Origin of the sequence: Streptomyces tricolor (assembly GCF_002155905.1) — a bacterium.
Classification (GTDB): Bacteria; Actinomycetota; Actinomycetes; order Streptomycetales; family Streptomycetaceae; genus Streptomyces; species Streptomyces tricolor.
On sequence record NZ_MUMF01000397.1, the window covers coordinates 1 to 5025 of the forward strand.

Consider the following 5025-nt stretch of genomic DNA (forward strand, 5'->3'; position numbering starts at 1 on the left):
GGAGTGCGCCCGCGCGGGCGTCACCACCGGCGAGTGGGCGGGCGCCCTGCGCGAGGTGTTCGGCGAGTACCGGGCGCCCACCGGGGTCTCCTCCGCGCCGGTGGCCGTCGCCGCCGAGGCCGGCTCGGCGCTCGCCGAGGTCCGCGCCAAGGTGGACGCCACCGCCCGCGAGCTGGGCGTCGCGCGCCTGCGCTTCCTGGTCGGCAAGCCGGGCCTGGACGGGCACTCCAACGGCGCCGAGCAGATCGCCGTGCGGGCCCGGGACGCCGGGTTCGAGGTGGTCTACCAGGGCATCCGGCTCACCCCGGAGCAGATCGTGGACGCGTCCCTCGCCGAGGACGTCCACGCCGTGGGCCTGTCGATCCTGTCCGGGTCGCACGCCCAGCTGGTCCCGGACGTCCTCCAGCGGCTGCGTGTGGCCGGTGCCACAGATATACCCGTGATCGCGGGTGGCATCATCCCGAACGGGGACGCCGAACAGCTCCGGGCCGCCGGGGTGGCCGCGGTGTTCACCCCGAAGGACTTCGACATCACCGGGATCATCGGCCGCATCGTCGACGAGATCCGGAAAGCGAACAAGCTCGACCCCCTGGAGGTCCCCGCATGACAACGGTCAACCGCCTTCGCCCGCGGCGCTCCTGCCTGGCCGTGCCCGGCAGCAACCCGCGCTTCCTGGAGAAGGCGCAGGGCCTCCCGGCGGACCAGGTCTTCCTGGACCTGGAGGACGCGTGCGCGCCGCTCGCCAAGCCCGAGGCGCGGCACACCATCGTCAAGTTCCTCAACGAGGGCGACTGGACCGGCAAGACCCGGGTGGTGCGCGTCAACGACTGGACGACCGAGTGGACGTACCGGGACGTCGTGACGGTGGTCGAGGGCGCCGGCCAGAACCTCGACTGCATCATGCTGCCGAAGGTGCAGAACGCCGAGCAGATCGTCGCCCTGGACCTGCTGCTGACGCAGATCGAGAAGACCATGGGCTTCGAGGTCGGCAGGATCGGCATCGAGGCGCAGATCGAGAACGCGCAGGGCCTGAACAACGTCAACGCGATCGCCCAGGCCTCCCCGCGCCTGGAGACGATCATCTTCGGCCCGGCCGACTTCATGGCCTCCATCAACATGAAGTCCCTCGTCGTGGGCGAGCAGCCGCCCGGCTACCCGGCGGACGCCTACCACTACATCCTGATGAAGATCCTGATGGCCGCCCGCGCCAACGACCTCCAGGCGATCGACGGCCCCTACCTCCAGATCCGCAACGTCGAGGGCTACCGCGAGGTCGCCCGGCGCGCCGCCGCGCTCGGCTTCGACGGCAAGTGGGTGCTGCACCCGGGCCAGGTCGAGGCGTCCAACGAGATCTTCTCGCCCTCCCAGGAGGACTACGACCACGCCGAGCTGATCCTGGACGCGTACGAGTACTACACGTCCGAGGCGGGCGGCAAGAAGGGCTCCGCGATGCTCGGCGACGAGATGATCGACGAGGCCAGCCGCAAGATGGCCCTGGTCATCGCGGGCAAGGGGCGCGCCGCCGGCATGCGGCGCACCAGCACCTTCGAGATCCCGGAGGCCTGAGCGCGATGCAGTTCGGACGCACCTACGAGGAGTTCGAGGTCGGGGCGACGTACAAGCACTGGCCGGGCAAGACGGTCACGGAGTACGACGACCACCTGTTCTGTCTGCTCACCATGAACCACCACCCGCTCCACATGGACACCAACTATGCGGAGAAGACGACGGACTTCGGCAAGAACGTCGTCGTGGGCAACTACATCTACTCCCTCCTGCTCGGCATGTCCGTCCCGGACATCTCCGGCAAGGCCATCGCCAACCTGGAGATCGAGTCGCTCAAGCACGTCGCGCCGACCTTCCACGGCGACACGGTCTACGGCGAGACGACGGTGCTGGACAAGTGGCCGTCGAAGTCGAAGAACGACCGCGGGATCGTCTACGTCGAGACCAAGGGCTACAAGCAGGACGGCACCCTGGTGTGCGTCTTCCGCCGCAAGGTGATGGTGCCCACCGAGACGTACATCAAGGAGCGCGGCGGCGAGCAGCCGGGCCGCCCGGAGCTGAAGCAGCAGGAGAAGTGACGATGGCCCGTCTCGCCCAGACCGCCGGTCTGACCGACGTCCAGCAGGAGATCCTCTCCACCGTCCGGGACTTCGTCGACAAGGAGATCATCCCGGTCGCGACCGAGCTGGAGCACCGCGACGAGTACCCGCAAGCGATCGTGGACGGGCTCAAGGAGCTGGGTCTGTTCGGTCTGATGATCCCCGAGGAGTACGGGGGCCTGGGCGAGTCGCTGCTCACCTACGCGCTGTGCGTGGAGGAGATCGCCCGCGGCTGGATGTCGGTGTCCGGCATCATCAACACCCACTTCATCGTCGCGTACATGCTCAAGCAGCACGGCACGCAGGAGCAGAAGGACCACTTCCTGCCGAGGATGGCGGCCGGCGACATCCGGGGCGCCTTCTCGATGTCGGAGCCGGGCCTGGGCTCCGATGTGTCGGCCATCACGTCCAAGGCGGTCAAGGACGGCGACGAGTACGTCCTGAACGGCCAGAAGATGTGGCTGACGAACGGCGGCACGTCCTCGCTCGTGGCCGTGCTGGTCCGGAGTGACGAAGGACACCCCGAGGGCACCGCGCCGCACAAGTCGATGACGACCTTCCTGATCGAGAAGGAGCCGGGCTTCGGCGAGGTCCGCCCGGGCCTCACCATCCCCGGCAAGATCGAGAAGATGGGCTACAAGGGCGTCGACACCACCGAGCTGATCATGGACGGCCTGCGCGTTCCGGCCGACCGGGTGCTCGGCGGGGTCACCGGCCGAGGTTTTTACCAAATGATGGACGGCGTGGAGGTCGGCCGGGTCAATGTGGCGGCCCGCGGCTGCGGTGTCGCCCAGCGCGCCTTCGAGCTGGGCGTCCAGTACGCCCAGCAGCGGCACACCTTCGGCAAGCCGATCGCCCAGCACCAGGCCATCCAGTTCAAGCTGGCGGAGATGGCGACCAAGGTCGAGGCCGCGCATGCGATGATGGTGAACGCCGCACGCAAAAAGGACTCCGGGGAGCGTAACGACCTGGAGGCCGGCATGGCGAAGTACCTCGCCTCCGAGTACTGCAAGGAGGTCGTGGAGGACGCCTTCCGGATCCACGGCGGCTACGGCTTCTCCAAGGAGTACGAGATCGAGCGACTCTACCGCGAGGCTCCGATGCTGCTCATCGGTGAAGGTACCGCCGAGATCCAGAAAATGATCATCGGCCGCAGGCTGCTCGAAGAGTATCGATTCCAGGGCTGATTGTCCGGATACGGGGTGTTTTCTTCGAGAAGAAGATCACACCCCGTAGACACTCTTCGGCCGCCGACTCGGCTTCCTGGCTTGCCGAGTTGTGGCCCGCGCCCGGTACGATCCCGGGAAAGCCGCCGTCCCCCGATCAGAGCGCGGCATCATCCGCTACGAAGGTCATCCATGCCCCACAGCCAAACCTCTGCACACCGCGACAGCCTGGTAGGCGCACGCCTCGCGCGCGGAGCATCGCCGTGGCTTCTCCCGACCGTCGCCACCGCAGCCCTCAGCCTGGCCCGCGCTCGCCGTTCGGGCGTCGCCAAGGCCGTCGCCGTGCCCGCCACCGCGCTCGCGGCGGGCATGCTGTGGTTCTTCCGCGACCCCGAGCGCGAGATCACCCAGGGCCGGGTCATCTCGCCCGCCGACGGTGTGGTGCAGAGCATCATGCCGTGGAAGGACGGGCGAACCCGCGTCGCGATCTTCATGAGCCCGCTCAACGTGCACGTGAACCGCGCGCCCCTCGCGGGCACGGTCACGTCGGTCGAGCACATCCCCGGCGGCTTTGTTCCGGCTTTCAACAAGGAGAGCGAGAACAACGAGCGCGTAGTCTGGCATTTCGACACCGAACTCGGCGACATCGAGATGATCCAGATCGCCGGCGCGGTGGCCCGCCGCATCGTGCCCTACCTCCCGGAGGGCACGAAGGTCGAGCAGGGCGACCGAATCGGTCTGATCCGCTTCGGCTCGCGTGTCGATCTCTACCTGCCCGAAGGCGTGGAGGTCGCGGTCGAGGTCGGACAGAAGACCGTGGCTGGGGTGACTCGCATTGACCGTGATTGATCCGGAGACCCAGGCGGGCTGGGTGCCCGAGGCCGACGAGGTGGACGAAGAGGAGGAGATGCCCCTCTCGCTCCGCCTCTCAATAGCGGACACGCTCACCCTGGGCAACGCCACGTGCGGCTTCATGGCGGTGTACTTCACCACCACCGGCATCCTGATCCCGCACCTCACCGGCAGCCAGGAGTCCGGCATGGCCCGCCACAGCGCGGCCACGGCGGTCATCCTGATGCTCTGCGCGGCGGTCTTCGACCTGTTCGACGGCCTGGTGGCGCGCAAGCTGCGCTCCTCCCCCATGGGCGCCGAGCTGGACAACCTGTCGGACCTGATCAGCTTCGGGCTCGCCCCCGCGTACTTCGTGCTCGTCTACGGCATGGTCGCCGACGACGCGCACCAGCGGGTGGCGGCGGTGGGCGCGATCGTGGTGCTGCTGGCGGTGGTGCTGAGACTGGCCCGCTTCTCGTGCGTGACGATGAAGGACGGCATGTTCCAGGGCATGCCCTCGCCGTTCGGCGCGCTGACGGTCGTCTCGATCGTGCTGCTGGAGCTGCCCTTCGTGGCCACCCTGCTGGCGATCCTGGGGACGGCGTGGCTGATGGTGAGCCGGGTGGAGTACCCGAAGCCGCGGGGACGGCTGGCCGGGGCCATGCTCTCCTGGATCGTGCTGTCCATGGGCCTGCTGGCCGCCTGGGCCTTCGACGCGCCCAGCGGGCAGCTGCTGCTCCAGACGGGCTGCGCGCTGCAGCTGGTCATGGGCGCGGTGATTCCGCTGTTCGCCACGGCTCGGCGGGTGAACAACTTCCGCGACAACCGCCGCGAGGCGCGGGCGGCGCAGCTGCCGTAGCCCGGCGGGCAGACGTACGACGAGGGGCCCCCTACCCGGTTCTGGGTAGGGGGCCCCTCGCTCG

Annotated in this window: 6 protein-coding genes; all 6 read left to right on the forward strand. The window is 68.3% G+C overall.

Features of this window, described 5'->3' with window-relative positions; all coding sequences use genetic code 11:
- Positions 1–607 (forward strand): cobalamin B12-binding domain-containing protein (locus CCN44_RS26710; protein ID WP_167404033.1); only part of this gene is annotated, 607 nt, incomplete at its 5' end.
- Positions 604–1566 (forward strand): HpcH/HpaI aldolase/citrate lyase family protein, encoded by a 963-nt coding sequence (locus tag CCN44_RS26715; RefSeq protein ID WP_059254191.1) that lies wholly within the window; start codon positions 604–606, stop codon positions 1564–1566. The genes CCN44_RS26710 and CCN44_RS26715, both read left to right, overlap by 4 nt.
- Before the next feature lie 5 nt (positions 1567–1571).
- Positions 1572–2084 (forward strand): MaoC family dehydratase, encoded by a 513-nt coding sequence (locus tag CCN44_RS26720; protein WP_059254189.1) that lies wholly within the window; start codon positions 1572–1574, stop codon positions 2082–2084.
- Positions 2085–2086: 2 nt separating this feature from the next.
- Positions 2087–3292 carry an acyl-CoA dehydrogenase family protein gene (locus tag CCN44_RS26725; protein ID WP_059254187.1) on the forward strand — a complete coding sequence of 402 codons (1206 nt, stop codon included), beginning with the start codon at positions 2087–2089 and terminating at the stop codon, positions 3290–3292.
- Between the two features lie 171 nt (positions 3293–3463).
- Complete coding sequence (locus CCN44_RS26730) at positions 3464–4120, forward strand: phosphatidylserine decarboxylase (RefSeq protein WP_086700246.1); 657 nt, start codon at positions 3464–3466, stop codon at positions 4118–4120.
- A 22-nt stretch (positions 4121–4142) separates the two neighbouring features.
- Positions 4143–4961: a CDP-diacylglycerol--serine O-phosphatidyltransferase gene (pssA, locus tag CCN44_RS26735; RefSeq protein WP_059254185.1), complete on the forward strand. Its 819-nt coding sequence runs from the start codon at positions 4143–4145 to the stop codon at positions 4959–4961.
- Positions 4962–5025 lie beyond the last annotated feature (64 nt).